A 17,965-nucleotide genomic window follows, 5' to 3' on the forward strand; every position below is an offset into this window, starting at 1 on the left:
GCGCGAATTATATCAGAAGTTTGTGGCCAGCGCCTACTGGATGAGCGTTTGCTCACATTCCCCCACGCAATGTTTGCCGCAGCGAGGCAATCTTGCGTATATTCCCGAACCTGCGCCCTGGCAACATTCCTGACCACAGACCCATTCGATGAAGACCTATATCTATTATCCCGGCATGGAAGTGCGCGACGAGCTGTGGCTCAAGTTTGCCCTGCTCTATCTGGAGCGGCTCGCCTTCGTCTTCACCGTCAGTGAGAAGAGCGGCCTCACCGCCCTGCTGCAAACCCTCGAGCAGGAGACGGATCTGCTGGCCGAGCGGCCGGATGCCTCCTTCTTTGCCGCCATCACCCCCCAGATAGAGAGTCAGATTGCCGGCCTTATAGCCCCCGACTTCGTGCGTCACAAGGTGTTTGGCAACAAGGAGCTGATCGGGCGCTGGCGCACGCCGGCCAACCACGACTGTTTCTGCCCGGCCCAGGCGGGGCTGGAGCGGCTGCACGGCTTTTGCCTGGCCCACGGTTTTGCCAGCCGGGAAGAGGGCGGGTTCAGGATGGCACGACGCTTTGCCAACCTGCTCTCCATGCGGCTCGCCCGCGAGTGGGCACTCGCCAATGAGGGAGCCCTCATCACCGATCACGACTATCTGGACCGGCTGCTGCACCTGCTCGAATCCCGCTATCACAACCGCGGTGGTCAGGATTGCTTCCATCTGGAGATCCCGCTGCAAGTGCCCACTCACTTGAGCGATATCCCGTTTGCAGAGCTGATCGCCCTGCGCAGTCGCAGCGGCTTTCGCCAGCAGCTGGCCGAATTTAATCAGGCGCTCGATGCCCTGCTCGCCATGCTGGGCAGCGGCTACGCCGAGCCCACCGTGCTGACCCGCTTCGAGCAGGCCCAGCAGGGGCTCAACCAGCTGCTGGGGCCGCAGACCCAGAGTCTGCCGCTCACCACGCTCGTCAGTACTGGCCTGCCTGCCATGGCGATGATCCATCGCCTCAAGGCGAGCCACCCGGACAGCAAGCTGGTGTTTCACTCCATCAAGAAGAGCCACTTCCACCAGCGCAAGAGTCAGCACTTCTTCACCCGGCTGGGGCAGGTCAAGCCCTGACGCCAAGACGGCCTGCCGGGGATCGACAATCCGCTGACGGCATCGGAGTCATCCCCCGATGTCGTCAATATTCTGACACCCCAAAAACAGGCGCCTCCCCTCAGGAGGGATTTTCCAAGCGAAACTCGATGCGATCGCTGTTACCCGCCTCGTCCACCACCACCAGCTGATAGCGACCCGCCTCGCTCAGCACCTGATCCCCGTCCCAGCGCAGCCGCTGACCGTTGAGAAACCAGGCCGCTTTGCCGACGCCCCCCAGCACCTTGGGCTGCAACCGATAGCGCTGGCTGCGAACAAGGTTGCCCTCCCCCAGCGCCAGGATGCGAATGGGGGCCTGCAGCTCGGTGCTCTGCCCCTCCCCCTTGCAACCACTCGCCAGCAGCGCCTGGCGCCGCTCGGCAGGCCCTCGCCACGGCTCCAGCGACAGCGGCCAGAGGGCCCGAAAAACGGATTGCGTCGCATCCTGACAGCGGCTCAGAGTGGGTTTTCCCTGATCGGTCAACGCAACCTGCCGCAGCGGCGAAGGCCAATCCATGGGATCCGGCAAGGTGGGGGGATCGCGCCCTTCCAGCAGCCAGGCGCTCTGGCGCTGCAGACAGGCCTCAGGCAGGGTCGCGCTCGCCTTGCGCCCCAGCGGCCAGCAAACTTCGGCCTCGCTCACCGTGTTGGGTTGTGCCGGCAGGGGGCTGTTGTCAGCCAGCCGCGAGTAGACCGAGAGCAGCAGCGGCACCGCCGCGCTCTGGCCGTAAAAGCCGGGCATAGGGGTACCATCCGGGCGCCCCAACCAGACGCCTATGGTCCAGCGACCTGAGACCCCCATCGCCCAGCTGTCGCGATAGCCATAGCTGGTGCCGGTCTTCCAGGCCAACCGGTTGACCCGGCCGGTCGCCTCGCTGGCAAAGGGCTGGTCCGCCCGCCCCTGCGCGCTCAATATTTGCCAGATGATCCAGGCCGCTCCCGGGCTCAGCAAGGGGCGTGACACCGCCTGCTGCCCCGCCAGCCAAACCGGCATTGCCACCTGTCCCTGCCGGGTCAGTGCGCTGTAGAGGGCCACCAGTTGCTCGAGCCGAATGCCCGCCGCCCCCAGCGCGATGGCCGGATTGGGCTTGTCAGAGAGCGCCAGCCGCACCCCAGAGTTGTCGAGGCGGCTGACCAGCTTGTCCGGCCCCAGCGCCTCCAGCACCTGCACCGCCGGCACGTTGAGGGATTGCTGCAGCGCCTGGGCGAGTGTCACCGGCCCCTGAAAGGCACCGGAAAAGTTGGCGGGGCGATAGTCAGACCCGAGCCTTGGCGCATCGGAGAGCAGGGAGGCCGAGTGCACCAGCCCCTCGTCCATGGCCAGGCCGTAGATAAAGGGTTTCAGCGTAGAGCCGGGAGAGCGGATCGCCTGCACCATGTCGAGGTAACCGTGGCGGCGCAAATTGCCATACTCGGCGCTGCCCACGTAGGCACGCACCGCCATGGTTTTGTTATCTACCAACAGCAACGCCGCAGAGGTCTGCTCGGGGAAGCGGCGGATATAGCTCGCCACCCGTCCCTCCAGCCAGCGCTGCAGATCGCCGTCTATGGTCGTGTGCACCAGCGCCCCGGCCTGATTGTAGGCGGCAAGGCGGGCAAAGAGCGGTGCCTCCATCGGCGTGAAGTGACCGCGGGCCAGCACCGGCTCGATGCGCCCCTCCAGCCACACCTCCTCGGGCCAGACGCCCTGCGCTACCAGCCGCTGCATCACTTTGTCGCGAGCCGCGCGAGCCCGTTCGGGGTGCCGGTCCGGCCGGTTGCGGCTGGGAGCCTGCGGCAGCACCGCCAACAGCGCAGCCTCGGCATAAGTCAGCTTGGCGGCGCTTTTGCCAAGGTAGGCAAAACTTGCCGCCTGCACCCCCTCCAGATTGCCGCCAAACGGCGCCCGGTTGAGGTAGACGGTGAGCAGGGTGCGCTTGTCGTAGTGCCACTCCAGCTGCAGCGCACGGGCCATCTGACGCAGCTTGCCGGGCACGCTCCTGTGATAGGGCTCGATAAGGCGGGCAACCTGCATGGTGAGGGTCGAGCCGCCCGACACGGCTCGCCCGTAGCGCAGCCACTGCCAGACCCCGCGCACCATGGCCACCGGATTGACCCCGGGATGACGCAAGAAATGGCGATCCTCGTAGCCAAGCAATGCCTCGATATAGCGGGGGGAGACCTGCTCCAGGGTCACGGGGTAGCGCCACACCCCGCTGGTATCGGCAAAGGCGCGCAGCGGTCGCCCCTTCATGTCGAGCACCACCCGCGCGTAGGCCGGGTCGAGTGGCGGCGGCGGGAAAATGCGATCCAGCGCCAGCAATGACAGGAGCAGTGCTACAACGCCCAGCACCGAAAAGCGCAGCCAGCGCGGCAGACGGCCCAGCCGGTGGCGGCAAATGCGGCCACCGTGACACAGTCGCAGCCAGCCGCGCCGCCAGAAAGTGAGCGGGCGAACCCGCTCAAGGGAGGGGTCGTTGCCCAGAGAGCGTCTGCGACCCATCAAGCGCCAGCTACTCAGAGATAGTTACCTCGTGGATGTCCTCACCCACGGCCCTGAGCTCGGGGCGGTACATATCCTCCACCTGGGTCGGCGGCACCTGATAGCGGCCCGGCGTCACCGCCCGCATCAGGTAGACCAGCTGCTGGTTGCTCCCCTCGCTCAGATCCAGCGCCGCCGTGTAGCGGTCATCGCGAAACTCCTGATGCTTGAGATAGTCGTTCCACTCGCTCTGCCACGCCGGTTTCCCCTCGATGGAGAGCTCTTCGAGCTTGATGCTGTTGCCAAGGGCCGGGTTCTCCAGCTCGAAGCCAGCGGGCAGCATCTCCACCAGCAGGGCATCGGGCACCGCCGATTCACTGCTGACGTTGAGCCGCACCACCACCAGATCGCCGACCTTCACCTTGGCGGGATCAAAACGCTGACCATCGCTGTTGAACCAGCTGCGGGTCACGCTTATCCCCTGACTGACGCGCGCAGGCGCCTGCTCGGGGTAGCCGATCAGGGTGCGCTGCACATAGAGGGATCCCTTGCCCTCGTTGGTGACGGTACTCGCCGCCAGTGCCTCGGGGGCACCCTGCTGCAACGGGGCCGAACCACTCAGGGATCCACTGCCAAGCGAGGAGCTCATCCTGGCCTGCCAGTCGACAGCCGGATCGAAGCGGGCGAGTCGCAGCAGGGCGAGCCGCTCCTGGGTGCTGAGCCACTGACGGTGAGCCAGGGTATCGGCCACCTTGGCACTGAGAGCGGGCCAGCGATCCGCAGCCAGCTTGTGCTGGCGCAGCAAGGAGAGCTCAAGAGCTCCATCGCGTAACTGTGAACCGTAATCCCCGAGATAGTCGTCACCACGCTCGGTCGCCAATGCCCGACTGAGGGCCTTGGCGGCGTTTTGCTCATCCCCCATGGCCGAGAGCGCCAGCGAGAGGTGCAAGAGCGGCAAACCGGAGCGGGCATGATCGGCCTGCTGCTCCCAGACAAGGCGCAGGGTAGCGAGTGGCGCCTTGCCCACCCGGGCCAGCACATAGGCACTGTAGGCCTGATAGGCCAGCCGGCTGTGCTCGGGTGCACTGCTCCAGCGCTCGCCATACTGACTGTCGGTGAGATAGCTTTGCAACCGGTTCAGCGCCTGATTGAGCATTGCCTCCGGCACTGCGTCGCCCGCCTCCTTGCGCGCCAGCAGGTAGTCGGCAGCATAGGCGGTGAGCCACTGCTCCTCGTCGGAGCGGCCATCCCAGAGGCCAAAGCCACCGCTTGGCAGTTGCAACCGCTGCAGCCGTTGCAGCAGGGCGCGTTGCACATCCGCCTCACTCGCCGCCTTCTTGCCCTCTGCGGTTTTGCGCCAGGCGGCCCGCTCATCCGCCGTGGTCAGCAAGTAAGGCCAGGCACGGGACAGGGTCTGCTCCAGACAGGCGTAGGGGTAGTCGGCCAGCGCCTGCCACTGGGCAGCCGGATCCCAGGGCGGGGTGCCGGAGAGGCTGAGCAGCCCCTGCAGGTTAGCGCGATCCAGCCCAGCCAGCTCAGCTGGCGCAAAGCTCATCTGCTGGCCGGGGGCCAGCATCTGGTAGCGCTGGCGCGTCTCGGCCGGCCAGGGGGAGCGTAGCGGCAGATACCAGTCGCGGCTGATGGCAAAATCCTTGCCGCTGGCCGCCAACTGCAGGCTTGCCACGCCGCTTGCTCCGGTCACGGTGAGCGGCAGGGTCAGCCACTGCTCCTCGCCGTTTTTCAGGGCCAGGGTGCCGGGCAGTTCGCCATTTGCCTTGAGCCCACCGTTGAGGGTCCAGACAAGGGAGAGGGTCTGATCCTCACCGCTCATGTTGCGCAGCTGTACCAGCGCCCGGGTCTCATCCCCTCTGGCGCCAAAGCGCGGCCAGCCAATTTCGGCCACCAAGGGCGCTACTACCTTGACGGCGCGCTCAGCCTCACCCACTTGCTGTTCGTTCCAGGCAAGCGCCATCAGCGCCAGCTCGCCGTTGAAGTTGGGCAGATCGAGCGGGATCACCGCCTTGCCGCTCTCATCAAAACTCACCTCGCCGCTCCAGAGTGCGGCGATCTCGACCCGGCTCTCCAGCGCGCCGCCCTTTTTCAGCGGCGCCCGGTCACCCCCGTAGTTGAGGCGGGCCAGCTTGCCATCCTGCGGCGGGATCACCTGACCGTAGTTGTCGAACAAATCCTGGGCGAAGCGCTTGCGACCAAAGAAGATCTCGAACGGGTCGAGCGGCTGGTAGTCGCTGATGTTGAGCACGCCCCGATCCACCGCGGCCAGCACCACGCGGCCCTGACTGTTGGGGGTGGAGGTGGCGGTCACTTCCAGCCGGGTGAGCGGCACCGCTTTGTCCGGCGCGCTCAGGGTGAGCGGCAGACGGCGCGCTTCCCGATCCAGGGTGAGCGGCACCAGGCCGACCGAGCGCAGGCTCTGCCCCTGCTGCTTGCCAGCCGGTTTGGAGGCGCTGTCTGGCGCGGCGATCTGGGCCGAGATATGCAAGTCATGGCGCTGCCACTCGGGGCTGACCGGGATCTCGAACTCGCCGCGGGCATCCTTGGCATAACCACCGGCCCCCTTGAGCTCGATGCGCTGCCACCAGCGCAGGCCGTCACCATCTTCCACCAGCAGCAACCCCTTGCCGGGGCGCGGGGCAACCAGGGTCACTTTGGCCTTGTCACCCGCCAGATAGGCGCGCTTGTCGAGGGTGAAGGCAATCTTGTCAGGCCGTGCCTGCTCGCCACCGCCGCCCCAGGCGTAACTGCCTATCTCCACCCGCAAGCTCGATTGATGGCCCTGACTGTTCTCCACTTCCAATCGATACCAGCCCGCCGCCAGTTGCAGCGTGAGCGGGGTCGGCCCCTTGCCATCCAGCTGCAGGGTCTGCTCCTGCTCCAGATAGGGCTGGCTGTTGAACTCGTACTTCCACCCCTCGCCATCGGCGTAGTGCCAGTAGTAGTCGCGGTACTCGTTGATGAGGCGCACCTTCACCGCCCCCGCCACCGGCTGGCCCTTGTCATCGAGGTTGAGGATCTGGAAGGGGAGCGGTTTGCCCCCTTCCACCCGATCTGCCACAAAGTCGGCCTTGAGAGCTGGCCACTGGCTGCCCGCGGGCCAGCCATACTGGGTACGGCTGCGATTGACGGCGCGGCCACCGGGCTCGGCGAGCGACACCCGATAGGCCACCTCCAGCGGCCCGAGGGCGCGCACCCCATCGAGCTCATCAGCTAACGAAAACGTCCCCTGCCCCTGCGTATCGAGGGTGAGACCCCGCTGCTCGAGCTCCCTGGCCTGCTCGGCGAGCAGCACATCCCCCAGGGTGAACTCCTGCCACTGGGTAAAGGGCATGGTGGCACGGCTGATCTTCACCTCCGCCTTCGCCTTGGTGGCACTGGCTGGCGCACCGTAGAGATAGTCCCCTTGCAGCGGCAAAGTTAGGGCGGCGTCCAAATCAGTGACTTCGCCATCCGGCCCCTTGCCAAGCTGCAGTTTGAGCCGCTCCGGCAAGAACTCCTCCACCAGAAAGGGCCACTCGAAGCGGCTGCCGGCGGCGGTCTTGAGGTTGATGGTCCAGCGCCCGAGCGGCGCATCGTCCGGCAGGCGCAGGCCGTAGTGGGCGGCGCCCAGGCTATCCGGCAGCAGCCGCTTTTGTTCGAGCAGCTGGCCATCCGGCTGCTTCACCTCCAGCTCCACCGCCATCCCCGGCAGCAGCTGGCCATCCTGGCCCTTGAGCAGGATCTCGCTGTCGAGCCGCTCGCCGGGGCGATAGAGATCTCGCCCGCTGAACAGATAGAGCTGCTGGGCCTGCCAGGGCTGGGTGCCGAGATCGAAAGTGGAGAGATCGAGCGCAGCCCCGTCGAGACGCAGCACCGCCAGATGGTTGCCCTGCTCGGCCAGCAGCAGGCGAGCACCCTGCACCTGATCGAAGCGGCGATGGCCCTGCGGATCGGTGTTTTGCACCTGCAGCCGGTTGCCCTTCTCGTCGAGCAGGGAGAGCTGCACATCCTTGAGCGGGTCGGCGCTGGCCAGGGAGCTCACGAACACCTCCAGCTGATCGCGGTAACGGCGGGCACTGAGCCCCATGTCGCTCACCGCGAAATAGGTGGTCTCCTTGCGCCAGTCGTAGTTGCCAAGGGGCGACATCACCGCAAAGTAGACGCCAGCTTCGGCCAGCTGCGGCTCTTTCACATTGATAAGGCGGGTCTCGCGCCGGTTGGCATCCAGTTCCAGCGCGTAGCGGCCGCTGAACACCCGCTTGGCCCGCTTGGTGATCTGCTCAAGCTCCCAGTTGCCCATGCCGGCACCGGGACGATACTCGGCCAGGAAACGGGGCAGATATTCCGCATCGACCCGAAAGAAGTCGATATTGACCTCATCCACGTTGACCGCGCTGATGGGCAGGCGCAGCTCGTCGCGCAGCGGCAATACCATGCCGCTGGCGGTAAAGGAGGCTCCCGCCTCCAGCGGCCGGGTCTTGAGAGTCCAGCTCTGGGGGGATGGGCCCAGTCCCGCCTTGAGGTTCACCTCGTAGCGCTTGTCGGGCTGGACGTTCGGGAAATAAAGGGTGCGGCCATCGTCGGCGAGGATCCACTCCCCCTGCACCTGCTTGCCCCCCTCGCTGACCGCAAGCCAGCTCTGCCAATTGGCCTTGGGGGTCAGGGAGCTGGAGAAGACCAGCGCCAGCGCCGGGGCATCCCGATATTGGCGGGCATTGGCCTGCACTACGGCGCTTGGTGCGCCCGCTTCCTGCTGCGCGGCAGCCGCTTGTGTGGTCGGCTCATTGGCGACAGGCTTGTCGGGGCCGCAGCCGCTCAGCAGCAACGCCGTGAGCCCCGCCAGCAGCAGGGCCGGCCAGCGGCGCCCGGGGGCGGCCATCTGTTGTGGTGAGGAACGAGAGAAGCGAGGGTGAGAGTCGACGCGGCGCATAAATGTCATCCCTGATTGGCTCGCTGCCAGTGCAGCGCAATAGCCAACAGGATAAGGGATCAGGCTCGCTTGACACAAAGCTCATTGCGTTAAAACGCCGCCGGCTCCCGCCAGATGCAACAGCGCCGACCCTGGGGTCGGCGCTCGCTTGCGACTGGGGCGGGTTACCTCATCACCGCCATCTGCCAGGTCTTGAAGCCGCCGGAGAGGTTCTTGACCTTGAAGCCGTGCTGGCTCAGCAGGCGACAGGCCACGTGGCCGCGCAAGCCCACCTGGCAGCTGATGAGCAGCTCTTTGTCCTTGGGCAGTTCATGAAGGCGACTGCGCAGCTCATCCAGCGGAATGTGCATCGCCCCCGGAATGCAACCCAGCTTGTCGAGCTCGGGGCCGTTGCGCACATCCAGCACCTGCTGATGGGGGTGACGGGCCTCAACCTCGGCGGCATGACAGAGCAGGGTATCCCCCTTCAAGTGGTTGCTGGCCACAAAGCCGGCCATGTTGATCACGTCCTTGGCCGAGCCGAAGGGCGGTGCATAGGTGAGTTCCAGATCCTGCAGATCGAACACGGTGAGACCGGCGCGCTGGGCCACCGCCAGCACGTCGATGCGCTTGTCGACCCCGTCCTTGCCGATGGCCTGGGCGCCGTAAATCTTGCCATCGGGGGCAAACAGCAGCTTGAGGCTGACCGGGTGAGCACCGGGGTAGTAACCGGCGTGGCTGCCCGGGTGGACATAGGCCTTCTCGAACGGCAGCCCCAGCTGCAGCAGCCGCTTCTCGTTCAGCCCGGTGCTGGCCACCGCCAGATCGAACAGCTTGCAGATGGCGGTACCCTGGGTCTTCTTGTAGGTTTCGGCGCGGCCCAGCATGTTGTCGGCGGCGATGCGCCCCTGCCGATTGGCAGGCCCCGCCAGCGGGATCAGCACAGATTCGCCGGTGACGAAGTCGGTCTCCTCCACCGCATCCCCCACCGCATAGATGAAGGGATCCGAGGTGCGCATGGCGGCATCCACCTTGATACCGCCGCGCGGCCCCAGCTCCAACCCCGCCTTGGCGGCGAGCAGGGTCTCGGGCTTGACGCCGATGGCGAGGATCAGCAGGCCGGTGTCGAGATGAGAGCCGTCGCTCAGGGTCAGGCGCAGCCCGCCCCGTTGTTCAGTGGCCACGGCAGCAGTTTTTTCCGCCAGCACATCCAGACTCTCGATGGCGGAGAGGCCGGTGCGCAGGCGCAGGTCTATCCCCTCCTCCCGGATGCGGGCATGGAGCATGTTGGCCATCTCCTTATCCACCGGTGCCATCACCTGATCGGAGAGCTCCAGCAGGGTGACATCCAGCTTGCGCTGGTGCAGCGCCTCCATCATCTCCAGCCCGATGAAGCCGCCCCCCACCACGGTGACGTGGCGCGGCTGATCGTGCGCCAGCGCCGCCAGAATGCGATCCATGTCGGGAATATTACGCAGTGTGTGTACACCCGGGCTGTCGATGCCGGGGAAGGGAGGCCGGATGGGGGCCGCGCCCGGGCTCAGCAGCAGCACGTCGTAGGCTTCGCGCCGCTCTTCACCGGTCAGCAGGTTGCGCACCAGCAGGCTCTTGCCGGCCTTGTCTATCTCGATGACATCGTGAAAGACCCGCACATCCACGTTGAAGCGGCGTTTGAAGCTTTGGGGGGTCTGCAACAGCAGGGCATCCCGGTTGGGGATGTCACCACCGATGTGATAAGGCAGCCCGCAGTTGGCGAAGCTGACGAACTCGCCCCGCTCGAACATCACAATTTCCGCCTCTTCGCTCAGACGGCGGGCTCTGGCGGCGGCAGACGCCCCCCCCGCTACCCCGCCTACAATCAGGATCCGTTTCATCAGCAAGACTCCAGTCAACGACAAATTGACATTAAATTAGTATTTTCTAATTTAGATTTCAATGAAATTTTGTTTGCACTAATTTTGCAGTATTCTTGCCACCCGACAGTCGTTCAACAGGATGTTATCAGTTCATGTCGTCAACCGCGCTCAGTCATCTCTCTTCTGCCAACCAGACACCGCTGTTCTTTCGTCTGGACGTGCGCAGCCAACGGCTGGTCGCGTTGACCGATGTGATGCAAACCCCGCTCTACTGGCTCGATGAGCCAAGGGGCCCATGGCCGGCCCAGTTGCCGGATGCACTACGCCTGCCTATCGAACAGTTGCTGGCCAGCGGCCATGGCGGCAAGCTGGTGCTGCGCTTTGCCGGCCAGCAGTGGCACATTGCCCTCTCCCACGAACAAGACGCCTTCTGGCTCATCTGCCTGCAGACCCTGCGCCAGGAGCCGGTGGCCGACCTGGCGCTGCAACTGCCGCGCCTGAGCCAGATGGCGAGCCAGCAGCAGTTTGCCGCCATGCTGGAGGCCCTCAAGGAGAGCCTGGGGGCCGATCGCCTCATCCTCTGGCACTATCAGGCCAACGGCCCCCTCGGCAGCGAGCAACTGACCCCGGTCTTTACCCTGGGAGCCGACGAGGTAGCCGCCATTCGCGGCGACAGTCGCTACATCCGCGCCCTGCGCACCCGCAAGTCCCTGAGCTTTTCGGAAGCCGCGCACCAGCCCATGCTGAGTCAGCACTACTATCTGGCCAATGCCGGTGTGAGTTCGCGTCTGGACGGTGCCTTGCTTGAGCAGGAAAAACTCATCGGCGTGCTGAGCCTCGAATACCTCAACGCCACCCCGCTGAGCGAAGAGATGCTGCAACTGGTGCGTCACAGCGCCCAGCTGCTCGGCCACTGGCAACCGGTGCCGGAACCGGTCCAGCCCGCCGTGCTGACGCTGCCTGCCGAGCTCACCCTGCTGACCGGCATCGCTTACTGCCGCGCCCTGGTGAGCTGGGCCATAGGCATCAGCGGCGCGCGCATCGGCTGGATTGGCGAGTACCAGCCCCGCGGCCAGGATCTCTGGATGATCCCGCGCTGCGTTCTGGAGGGGGAGACCTTCTCGGTGCTCAAGCCCATCCAGATGGACCCGGGGCCTGGCCAGGAGCTGTTCCAGCACGGCCAGGCTGTCTATGTGGAAGACCTGCCCCTGCGCTATCCCCAGGCCAGCCAGTTGCTGGCACTCAATGCCCCCGTCTATGTCGGCATTCCGCTGCACGGCTCGCAGGGCGCCCCCATCGGCCAGCTCACTCTGCTGCTCGACACGCCACTGGCCGACCCCATGCCGCTGCTCGACGCCCTCAGCAGCCAGCACGAGCGGGCCGCCGTCGAGTTGCAACGATTGGCCGCCGACGATGCGCTGCGGCTGGCCGAGGTGGCCTTCAACACCCACGACGGTCTGCTGGTGATGGATCACAAGGGGATCATCCTCAAGGTCAACCGCTCCTTTGGTCGCATCACCGGCTTTGCCGACGATGAGATGATCGGCCAGCATATCGTCCGGCTCAGACCCACCTACTATGGCGATCACCTGGCGCAGGACGTGCGCGAGGCGGTGGCGGCCCAGGAGTTCTGGATGGGGGAAGAGCGCTGCCTGCACAAGGATGGCCACCTGTTCCCGGTCCGGTTGATGGTGAGCGGGGTGCAGGATGAGCACGGCGAGATCAGCCACTACGTCTGCAGCTTCTACGACATCACCCAGGAAAAGGAGGCGGCGCGCCACATCGAGCAGCTCGCCTACTACGACGATCTGTGCGGCCTCTACAACCGCCGCAGCCTCAACGACATCATGCAACGCACCCTGCAGGAGGCCAGCGGCCAGTGGGGCGCCCTGCTGCTGGTGGATCTGGACAACTTCAAGTCGATCAACGACTCCCTCGGCCATGCCTGCGGCGATCTGCTGCTGCAGGCGGTGGTGGAGCGGCTCAAGACCCTGCCCCAGGACAACCTGGTGCTGGCCCGTATCTCGGGGGACGAGTTCGCCCTGCTGTTCAGCGCCCTGGGCCAGGGTTATGTCACCGCCAAGATCCTGGCAGAACACTTCGCCCGCGAGCTGATGGGGCTGTTCCGCATCCCGTTCGACATAGAGGATCACAAGCTGCACTGCAGCGCCTCGGTGGGGATCAGCCTCTTCTCCAGCGAGGACAAGGATCACCTGGTGCTGATGCAGCAGGCCGACACCGCCACCCACATGGCCAAGCGATCCGGCCAAGGCAACTATGTGTTCTTCAGCGAGGCGATGGCGGAGAAGGAGAAGAGCAAGCTGGCGCTCAACAACCAGCTGCGCGACGCCCTGCGCCACCACGAGCTGCAACTGCACTATCAGCCGCAATACCGGGTCGACAACGGCGCGCTCTCCGGCATCGAGGCGCTGCTGCGCTGGCAGCGCAGCGACGGCAGCATGGTGCCGCCGGCGGAGTTCATCCCCATCGCCGAGGAGACCAGCCTCATCCAGGACATCGGCTACTGGGTGATGAAGACCGCCTGCGCCCAGTACAGCTTCTGGCTCAACCGCGGGCTGGCCATTCCCCATCTGTCGGTCAACGTCAGCGCCCGCCAGTTCCACACCGCAGGCTTCGTGCAGCAGGTGGAATACATATTGCGCGATACCGGGGTGCCCCCCTCCCGCCTGCTGCTGGAGGTGACAGAATCCGTGGTGCTGGAGAACCGGCTGGAGAGCATCGCCAGGATGCGCCAGCTCAAGGAGCTCGGCATCCTGCTCTCCATTGATGATTTCGGCACCGGCTACTCGTCGCTAGCCTATCTGCGCGATCTGCCGGCGGACGAGGTGAAGCTCGACAGAAGCTTCATTCAGACCCTGGTGCACAGCGAACAGGACAAGGCCATCGTCAAGGCGATCCTGGAACTGGCCAAGGTTTTTCGTTTTACCGTCACCGCCGAAGGGGTGGAGGACGAAGAGCAGCTCGCCATCCTCAAAGCCCTCGGATGCCAGCATTATCAAGGCTTCCTGACCAGCAGGCCGCTCACCGCCAAAGCCCTCGAGAGCCTGCTGGGTGCCCCGGTGGCGGGCTAAACATGTAGGATTTATAGGGCTTTATGTAATAAAATAACGGCCTGCTCGAATCATTGGAGTCGTCTATGTCTGTCATTAATCGGATCCCTGCTGTCGAAGTCAGCGGCACCGCCGCTGAAACCAGTGTGACCACCGATACATCCGGGGTCATTGGTCGGATCCATTCCGTTGAAACCTGCGGCACCGTCGATGGCCCCGGAATACGCTTCATCGTGTTCATGCAGGGCTGCCTGATGCGCTGCAAGTACTGCCACAACCGCGACACCTGGGACACCCAGGGCGGCCGCGAGGTGACAGTGCCGGAGTTGATGAGCGACATCACCAGCTATCGCCACTTCATGAATGCCTCGGGAGGCGGCGTCACCGCCTCCGGTGGCGAAGCCATGCTGCAGCAAAATTTCATCGCCGAACTGTTCGCCGCCTGCAAGGAGAAGGGCATCCACACCTGCCTCGATACCAACGGCTTCGTCCGTCACTACGACGAACAGCTCGACAAGGTGCTCGACAATACCGATCTGGTGCTGCTCGACATCAAGCAGATCAACGACGACAAGCACATTCCGCTGACCCACGTCAGCAACAAGTACACCCTGGAGTTTGCCCGCTACCTGGCCGCCAAGGGCAAAACCATGTGGATCCGCTACGTGGTAGTGCCGACCTGGTCGGACGACGACGAGAGCGCCGAAGGGCTCGGTCAGTTCATCGCCGAGCTGGGAGAGTGCGTCGAGAAGGTGGAACTGCTGCCCTATCACGAACTCGGCAAGCACAAGTGGGACGTACTGGGCGACACCTATGATCTCACCGGGATCAAGCCACCCAGCAAGGAGACCATGGACCGCGTCCAGGGCATCCTCGCCAAGTACCACAACAACGTCAAATACTGATAGCTCAGGGGCTGGCCGGGAAAACGCCGGCCCCTTTCACATCGGGCCTCGCCCACCTGCATGCCGTCACCGGACAAGGATCTGCCATGAGTGAAGGACAAGCCGCCGCCCTGCTGCTCTGGGTACTGTTGCTCACATTCAGCCTGCGTGGCACCTTGCTGCGCACCCTCCACGACAATTCGCTCTACCAGCACCTCTGCCTCGGCGGCGCCATCGTGCTGGTGCCGCTCTGGACCCTGCGGGCCGGCCTGCACGACGGGCTGGAGGTGCACTTTCTCGGCCTCACCAGCCTGACCCTGCTGCTGGGCTGGCGCCTCGCCCTGCTTGCCCCCTGCCTCACCCTGCTGGTGCTCAGCTATTTTGGCGTCATCCCGCTGGCCGAGATAGGCTGGCAGGCCCTCATCGGCGTGGCCCTGCCGGTCGCCACCACCTGGCTGCTGTTTCTGGCCAGCTGGGCCTGGCTGCCGCGCCACCTGTTCGTCTACCTGTTCGTGGTGGCCTTTCTTGGCGGCGCCCTCTCCATCTCGGTCAAGGTGGTGGCCAGCGCCCTGCTGATGGGCCTTAGCGACACCTATCCCTGGTACACCATCAGCGCCGACTACCTCTCCATCTGGCCACTGCTGCTCTTCCCCGAAGCCCTGCTCAACGGCATGACCATGACCCTGCTCGCCATCTACCGCCCTCACTGGGTCAACACCTTCTTCGACCGGGAATACCTGAGCCGCTGATCCCGACGCAGGGCTTGATTATCACCCGCGAAACAAAAGCCCCTGAAACAGGGGCTTTTGTTTGTGAAAGGCAAGCGAGGTTAGAAGCGATATTCAATGTGGATGGAGTGACTATCCAGACCCGGGTTCTGTTCATACATGTTGGCGTTGGACATGTGCTCATATTGATAGCCAATCAGCCAGTTCGGCGTCAGCGCATAGCCAAGACCAATACCGCTTGAAAACTGAAATGGCCCGCCATAGTCCTTGAAACCATTGCCGCGGTGGCCAAACTCATGCTCCGCCAGCCAGAGCACTTCAACCGGGATCCAAACTACCCAGTTACCCCACAGGCACTCAGCCCTGGCTCCGGTTCCTAGTCTGGCAGTGCTGTCGTCTCCGACCTTCAACATGCCGCCCCGGGCACCCAAACCCAGCTGACAGCCTGAGTCACCCCAACGCCAAAACATGTGGTGGTATTTCACATCGACACTATAGATATCGAGCTTTTCGTCTTCGGCTGGTTTGCCAAGCTGCAACGCCATTATGTCATCCTCGGCGAAGACTCCCGTACTGACAGCCATGGTCGCCAGCAATCCTGAAAGCAAGATCGAATTAGCGTTCATCGTCTCCTCCACCATCCCTGTTGTTTGCGCCGCCACGTCCAAGTGCAAGCGAGTACATAACAGACATAGTCAGTCAAAAGGAGGTTTGTCAATTGAGTATTAACAACTAAAAAAATCAACATTTCATGTCAAATAGTCTACCAACTCAAGAGAAAGGCTGATTTTGTCAGAACAAATGAAAATATTCGGTCATTATTTGAACAACCAAATAGCATCAAGCACCAACATCGGAATACACATAAAAGCAAGAAATGTAGATCACAAAAATAGAATTTTATTGAGGAAGGGGGATGTATGAGAAAAGTCTTAATTAATCATTTTTTCGCCATCAATACTCACCATGTTCGTGTCAATTACCATTAAGTTTCAAAAAAAACACATATACAACAATTGGTTATATTATTTGGTCGCGTTTACGAACAATTGATAATGCGTGTTGACTCAATTGCAGCTGGTAGGTAGTATGCAGCGCAAATAAAATTAAGCATGACGCGCGTCACAGAACGACGTCATATGCACGGGTTGATTACTTGCTTTGCAAGTCCACTTATGTTTGTTGCCATCAACAAGCTACGCCTCGTTATCACCCCCATTTTATTTTTATTCAACACAATCTGCTCTTTACGCCGGGAATATGTCATTGCCGTGCGGTAGCTATACCCTAAGCAAATTAACACAGAAACAAACAATTAACATACCGATAACGCAATATAGTTGCCTCGCATTGCGCAATGAATTATTCGTTTTCAAGACATTGCTGCTTTGCCAAGCCTTTATGCTAGAGTCGCCCCTCTTGATTTTCATACGCTGATGAAAGATTAAAAATTGAACACGCCCATTCTATCAACTCATCGCCGAACGTCGCTTGCCGTGCTGAAGGATGTCACCTTCGGCCTGCTGATGCGTGAACTGAAGACCCGTTTCGGCAGTTACCGGATGGGCTACGCCTGGGCCGTGCTCGATCCCCTGCTGGCAATTGCACTGTTTTGTTTTGTGTTTGGTATGCGCCAGCGCACCGGCTTCGGTGGGGTGGAAGCACCGGTCTTTATCGCCGCCGGTTATCTGCCCTTTATGATGTTTCAAAACGTAGTCAGCCAGTTGCAATCCGCAGTCAGTGCCAACAAGGGGCTGTTCTGCTATCGGCAGGTAACCCCCTTTGCCACCCTGTTTTCCCGCTTTGTGCTGGAAACCCTGATTGGCGTGCTGGTAGCCTTCGTGCTTATTTTAGGGCTTATCTGGTTTGGCTTTGATGCCATGCCTGCCGACCCACTGGCAGTGCTGACCGGCTATGGTCTGCTGATGATCTTCTCGTTTGCGTTGGGCTCCCTGTTTTGTATCGCCACTTCGCTGTCTGAGGAGGCACGTAAACTGATCCCCATCCTGATGCGCCCGATGATGTGGATTTCTGCTGTTTTCTTTCCGCTGGCGGCAGTGCCACAAAGCTATCAGCATTTGCTGTTGTGGAACCCTATCGTCCATGCCCTTGAACTTATCCGTTCCGGCTGGATCGCCGGTTTCCAGACTCAGGGAGGGAGCTGGTCTTATCTGGCCGGCATTACCCTGATCTTGCTCACGTTTGCCATGAGTGCCTATCGCCTCAGCCATCGCCGTCTAATTGCAAGCTAACCCTATGATCACGCTGGACAACGTCACCAAATATTACCCGACCAAATTTGGTCGCCATTACGTGCTGAAAAATGTCAATTTTATCCTGCCGGGGGATCGCAATATCGGCATTCTCGGTGCCAACGGCGCGGGCAAGTCGACGCTGCTGCGGCTACTCGGAGGCATGGATATGCCGAGCAAGGGTAAAGTAACGCGCCATAGCCGGGTTTCCTGGCCGCTGGCCCTGAGCGGTGGTTTTCAGGGCAGCATGACGGGGCGCGAAAATACCCGCTTCGTCTGCCGGATCCACGGTGTGCACGACACGGCTGCCGTGGAGGAGTGGGTCAAGGAATTCTCGGAAATCGGCCAGCATTTTGAACTGCCCATCAAGGGCTACTCCAGCGGGATGAGATCCAAATTCTCCTTCGCAGTGAGCATGGCCTTTGATTTCGATATCTATCTGACCGACGAGATCACCTCGGTGGGGGATGCCAGATTCAGACAGAAATGCATTGACGTCTTTACCCAGAAGCGGCAGACCGCCAGCCTGATCATGGTTTCGCACGATATGAACACCCTGCGCCAGCAGTGCGATATGGGCATTGTACTGCAAAACGGACAATTGACCCTGCACGATGACATCGAAGAAGCCATCGCCGTCTACCAAAAGCTCTGATTCTTTTTTTTAAGCCTTGCCACGGACAC

Annotated in this window: 10 protein-coding genes; 6 read left to right on the top strand and 4 right to left on the bottom strand. The window is 62.3% G+C overall.

The window, feature by feature from the left end:
* Positions 1 to 148 precede the first annotated feature (148 nt).
* Positions 149 to 1,108, top strand: a complete 960-nt coding sequence (locus AB5Y81_RS05425; protein ID WP_279484515.1) for a hypothetical protein — start codon at positions 149 to 151, stop codon at positions 1,106 to 1,108.
* A 100-nt stretch (positions 1,109 to 1,208) separates the two neighbouring features.
* Here the strand turns inward: AB5Y81_RS05425 and pbpC are convergent, their stop codons facing one another.
* From pbpC to AB5Y81_RS05440, 3 genes are all read right to left on the bottom strand, one after another.
* The gene (gene pbpC / locus AB5Y81_RS05430; protein WP_368146576.1) at positions 1,209 to 3,608 is read right to left on the bottom strand and encodes a penicillin-binding protein 1C; all 2,400 of its coding nucleotides are present in this window, start codon (positions 3,606 to 3,608) and stop codon (positions 1,209 to 1,211) included.
* Positions 3,609 to 3,618: 10 nt separating this feature from the next.
* A complete protein-coding gene (locus tag AB5Y81_RS05435; protein ID WP_279484517.1) occupies positions 3,619 to 8,589 on the bottom strand; it encodes an alpha-2-macroglobulin in 4,971 nt (1,656 codons plus the stop codon).
* An 86-nt stretch (positions 8,590 to 8,675) separates the two neighbouring features.
* A complete protein-coding gene (locus AB5Y81_RS05440) occupies positions 8,676 to 10,364 on the bottom strand; it encodes an FAD-dependent oxidoreductase (protein WP_279484518.1) in 1,689 nt (562 codons plus the stop codon).
* Positions 10,365 to 10,498: 134 nt separating this feature from the next.
* On the opposite strand from AB5Y81_RS05440, the gene AB5Y81_RS05445 reads away from it, so the two are divergent.
* The 3 genes from AB5Y81_RS05445 to AB5Y81_RS05455 all read left to right on the top strand — a co-directional run bounded on the left by AB5Y81_RS05445 (position 10,499) and on the right by AB5Y81_RS05455 (position 15,050).
* Complete coding sequence (locus AB5Y81_RS05445) at positions 10,499 to 13,438, top strand: EAL domain-containing protein (protein WP_368146579.1); 2,940 nt, start codon at positions 10,499 to 10,501, stop codon at positions 13,436 to 13,438.
* Positions 13,439 to 13,503: 65 nt separating this feature from the next.
* On the top strand, positions 13,504 to 14,322 hold the full coding sequence (pflA, locus tag AB5Y81_RS05450) for a pyruvate formate lyase 1-activating protein (protein ID WP_017765948.1): 819 nt from the start codon (positions 13,504 to 13,506) through the stop codon (positions 14,320 to 14,322).
* Positions 14,323 to 14,408: 86 nt separating this feature from the next.
* A complete protein-coding gene (locus tag AB5Y81_RS05455) occupies positions 14,409 to 15,050 on the top strand; it encodes an energy-coupling factor ABC transporter permease (protein ID WP_279484520.1) in 642 nt (213 codons plus the stop codon).
* A gap of 80 nt (positions 15,051 to 15,130) precedes the next feature.
* Here AB5Y81_RS05455 and AB5Y81_RS05460 read toward each other — a convergent pair whose 3' ends face one another.
* Positions 15,131 to 15,655 (bottom strand): acyloxyacyl hydrolase, encoded by a 525-nt coding sequence (locus AB5Y81_RS05460; RefSeq protein ID WP_026459095.1) that lies wholly within the window; start codon positions 15,653 to 15,655, stop codon positions 15,131 to 15,133.
* Between the two features lie 825 nt (positions 15,656 to 16,480).
* On the opposite strand from AB5Y81_RS05460, the gene AB5Y81_RS05465 reads away from it, so the two are divergent.
* Together AB5Y81_RS05465 and AB5Y81_RS05470 are read left to right on the top strand one after the other, a co-directional pair.
* On the top strand, positions 16,481 to 17,281 hold the full coding sequence (locus tag AB5Y81_RS05465; protein ID WP_279484521.1) for an ABC transporter permease: 801 nt from the start codon (positions 16,481 to 16,483) through the stop codon (positions 17,279 to 17,281).
* 4 nt (positions 17,282 to 17,285) lie between these two features.
* On the top strand, positions 17,286 to 17,936 hold the full coding sequence (locus AB5Y81_RS05470) for an ABC transporter ATP-binding protein (protein ID WP_279484522.1): 651 nt from the start codon (positions 17,286 to 17,288) through the stop codon (positions 17,934 to 17,936).
* Positions 17,937 to 17,965: the final 29 nt, after the last annotated feature.

Source organism: Aeromonas sp. s2, from assembly GCF_040907935.1.
GTDB classification, from domain to species: Bacteria; Pseudomonadota; Gammaproteobacteria; order Enterobacterales; family Aeromonadaceae; genus Aeromonas; species Aeromonas dhakensis.

Coding starts and splice junctions, on each gene's coding strand:
- AB5Y81_RS05470 (WP_279484522.1), top strand. CDS start 17,286: ATGATCACGCTGGACAACGTCACCAAATATTACCCGACCAAATTTGGT.
- AB5Y81_RS05440 (WP_279484518.1), bottom strand. CDS start 10,364: ATGAAACGGATCCTGATTGTAGGCGGGGTAGCGGGGGGGGCGTCTGCC.
- AB5Y81_RS05425 (WP_279484515.1), top strand. CDS start 149: ATGAAGACCTATATCTATTATCCCGGCATGGAAGTGCGCGACGAGCTG.
- pbpC (WP_368146576.1), bottom strand. CDS start 3,608: ATGGGTCGCAGACGCTCTCTGGGCAACGACCCCTCCCTTGAGCGGGTT.
- AB5Y81_RS05460 (WP_026459095.1), bottom strand. CDS start 15,655: ATGAACGCTAATTCGATCTTGCTTTCAGGATTGCTGGCGACCATGGCT.
- AB5Y81_RS05455 (WP_279484520.1), top strand. CDS start 14,409: ATGAGTGAAGGACAAGCCGCCGCCCTGCTGCTCTGGGTACTGTTGCTC.
- AB5Y81_RS05445 (WP_368146579.1), top strand. CDS start 10,499: ATGTCGTCAACCGCGCTCAGTCATCTCTCTTCTGCCAACCAGACACCG.
- pflA (WP_017765948.1), top strand. CDS start 13,504: ATGTCTGTCATTAATCGGATCCCTGCTGTCGAAGTCAGCGGCACCGCC.